Consider the following 3,158-nt stretch of genomic DNA (forward strand, 5'->3'; position numbering starts at 1 on the left):
GAATGCGGAGGGCGTTTTCAACCAAGCAACGGTAGATTTGTCGAATGCTGACTTTACAAATTTAGATCCAAGTACGCACAAAATTTTGGCTTCGGCCTTGAATTCGGGTAAAGGTGGGTTGGAGCTCAGCGACACAGCCACGAATCAATTAATTACAGCGTCGATAAATGATGGTTGGAATGATGTTAATGTCAACGCGAGTGGGTTAAATAAGGTTGCAGACCAGTTGGACTCGTCGACTGTGGACAAAATTGCAACGACCAAGCCCACGTTGGTTGATGATAAGGTCATGGCGACACTAGTGACGTCAAATGCCAGCGCACTGACGGGTGATAGTGTGACGCAAATTGTGAAGGCCAACCCCAATGTTGTGGATGCGGATACGTTGACGAAACTGGCAACGAATAATCCGGCAGCCATTACGTCAGATACATTGGAACATTTGGCCAGCACAAATGCGACAGCTATTTCGCCTGATGTGATTAGTAAAGTTGGGGCAACCAACCCAGATGCGATTACATCGGGGTTGATTAATAATTTGGCTGAGGCGGGGCAACTAGATGCGGACACGTTGGCAACGATTGCCGCAACAAAACCATCTGTTGTCGCGAACTTAACACCGGAACAAAAAGAAACGATTACGAAAGTTGTTGGCGCTGATGACTTGTCAAAGGTACAAGATATTCTCGACAATCCTAATGCCAGCGCGCCAGTTGTACTAAGCAATCCAGCACCAACGACACAAGGCAAGGTCAGTGTAGACAAGACAAGCTTATCTTTTGGGACACCGAATGTCACTGATATTCAGGCAACAAGTGTGATTAAAGCTGATACCGGGCTACGTGTTACGGGTACCGTCACGAAAGGACAATCCTTGCGCTTATTAGCTAGCAAGTGGACGGCTTTGGATGGGACGAGTAGTTTTGCACCAACCTTGCAATTGACTGGCGAGGACGCTGTGAATAATCAGGGGGTTGATCAAGCAGTTGTGGCAGGTGATAGTACAGAGCTATTACGGGCGACAGCTGACAATGTTGATTTTGATGTGACGCTAGATTCGGTTGGCATGACGAATATTACGGGCGTTCAAGCTGGTAAAACGTACGCCGGTTCATTAACATGGCAGTTAAATAATCTGCCCGGTACGACAACAAATTAAGAACGTTCCTTTTTTAGGGATTTTTCGTTTGCGTTGGTGGAAAAGGGTATAATTAATGATACGTAAAGAACAGTTTATCTTTTTAGCCATCTAACCAATGGCCTGTTCCTTTACCTCATATAACCATACAGACCTGCTAGGGTGATCTCTTACTAGTAGGTCAGCGAAACCATGGGTGCTGCCCATGGTTTTTCTGTTACAATAGAAGGTAAAGATAAACAGTTAAAGAGATGAGGATCTCATAATGAGTGAAACAAAAGTAAATTTAGTTGCTTCAACTTTGACAAATAGCCTAGGGACGACGGTCATTGGACACGTTGGGGTACCAGCAGCTGTTATCAATGTGAAGTATCCAAATGGTAAATATGATACGGTTGTTTCAGACAACCAAGGTGATTTCGTGACCAAGGCGCCAGTTGGCGTAATTGATGGTGACATTTTGGTGGAGGCCCAGTTGCCTGGGGATGTTGCGTCAAAGGAAACAGTCACGTTGACGATTGATATTCCAGCGCCAGTTGTAACGGCAATTATTTCAACGCAAGACAACCAACGCTTGCTGGAAGGTCGTGTTAATCAGCCTGATGTAGATGTGACTGTTAAACTGAATGAAGAAGATGATCCGGTCTTTTTATTAGTTGATAATAGCCACGAATTCGAGTTGGTGCTACCTGAGAACACGACACCTGCACAGGTTGAAGTGATTGCGAAGAGTCGAATTACTGGCAAGACGGCGACTACCAAGGTTGGTCTAGGCGTTACGACCAAGACGCTTGTCATGCCAGCATTAACAGATGACATGATTGCTGAGTACGTTGCTAAGGAAAAGGAACAGCAGGCCGTGGCTCAGCAAGCAACGGCTGAACAGACACCACGTCCGTTTGAGCCAGCAGCGGAAACCGCGCCCGTTGATATTCCAGAAGAAGTTGTGGAAGAGGAACCAACAACTCGCCAACAAGAGAAGCCAAGCGGTATTCGTGGCTTTTTCTCAAAGTTATTTGGAAAGTAATCAAAAAACAAAAACGACATCCAGAGCGTGTGCTCTGAATGTCGTTTTTTCATTGACGGTTTATACCCCCTCAGGGATTCGAACCCTGGACCCGCGGATTAAAAGTCCGTTGCTCTAACCAGCTGAGCTAAGGAGGCGTCAATACAGTTATTATTATGCACAAGCCAGCAAAATTGTGCAAGAGGTTATGTTAGAATAGTAAAGATAAGTTTAAGAGAAGACGAGGATAACCGTATGTTTAAGGATAAACGGGTGATTGTTGCAGCCATTATGGTTTTAGCAGCGGTCGCAGTTGTATTTGCGATTGTCACGAATGGCACAAAAAGCAATGAATCAAATCGCGCTAAAGAGGCTTCTTCGACAGTGAAAAAGACGACAAAGTCATCGTCTGAAAAGACGGCTAGCGCTGCTAAGTCAGCTACCACTTCAAGTAAGCAAGCGCATGACAAGGCATCAAGCAGTTCTAGCAAGGCTTCATCTTCATCATCAAGTTCGGCGAGCGCTAGTTCAGCAAGCAGTGCTGCTGATAAGTTTGACGTTGCTGCAACTTTGAAGGGCGTCGATGGAGCGCCGGCAGTGTTGTCAACGAACGTTGGTGCAACGTCAGCCCAAGTTGTGTTAGCTGATAATGCAAATCAGGATTTTGATGCCTACACAGGTGCTTATGCGAAATCAGCGGTTGCGATTTTGAAGGCAGCTGCCAAGACGGGTAAGATGACGGACATTTATGTGGCGCGTCAAGTTAAGTTGGAAGATGGTACTGAGTTTGCGGTTGCCGGTTATTGGACGGGTGATCAATTGAAGAATGCTGGGACCTTGGCAGACAATACGTCGATGAAGGATTTGTTGCTCAATGCAAGTCGTTACTATATCGGTGGCTCGGTCTGGGGTACGTTCTCACAACAACAAAAGAATGATTACACGAATCACCAACAAGGTGGTCAAATTGGTGATAATCAAGACTTTACCAAGTGGGTCACGTCAGGTACGACG

3 protein-coding genes and 1 tRNA gene are annotated in these 3,158 nt (G+C 45.8%); 3 read left to right on the top strand and 1 reads right to left on the bottom strand.

The features are described 5' to 3' along the window. Both WEIDD23_RS04030 and WEIDD23_RS04035 read left to right on the top strand, forming a co-directional pair. Positions 1 to 1,159, top strand: a 1,159-nt coding sequence (locus WEIDD23_RS04030) for a hypothetical protein (protein WP_197458801.1), incomplete at its 5' end; no start/stop codon positions are given. Positions 1,160 to 1,403: 244 nt separating this feature from the next. Next, positions 1,404 to 2,165, top strand: a complete 762-nt coding sequence (locus WEIDD23_RS04035; protein WP_010373488.1) for a hypothetical protein — start codon at positions 1,404 to 1,406, stop codon at positions 2,163 to 2,165. Positions 2,166 to 2,228: 63 nt separating this feature from the next. Here the strand turns inward: WEIDD23_RS04035 and WEIDD23_RS04040 are convergent. Then, a tRNA-Lys gene (locus WEIDD23_RS04040) sits at positions 2,229 to 2,302 on the bottom strand. 97 nt (positions 2,303 to 2,399) lie between these two features. Between WEIDD23_RS04040 and WEIDD23_RS13470 the strand changes: the two genes are divergently transcribed. Next, positions 2,400 to 3,158 (top strand): hypothetical protein (locus WEIDD23_RS13470; RefSeq protein WP_062358776.1); only part of this gene is annotated, 759 nt, incomplete at its 3' end.

Origin of the sequence: Weissella sp. DD23 (assembly GCF_001579105.1) — a bacterium.
GTDB classification, from domain to species: domain Bacteria; phylum Bacillota; class Bacilli; order Lactobacillales; family Lactobacillaceae; genus Weissella; species Weissella cibaria.

Bases quoted from the DNA above. Each gene is read 5' to 3' on its own strand.
- WEIDD23_RS04035 (WP_010373488.1), top strand. From the start codon at position 1,404: ATGAGTGAAACAAAAGTAAATTTAGTTGCTTCAACTTTGACAAATAGC.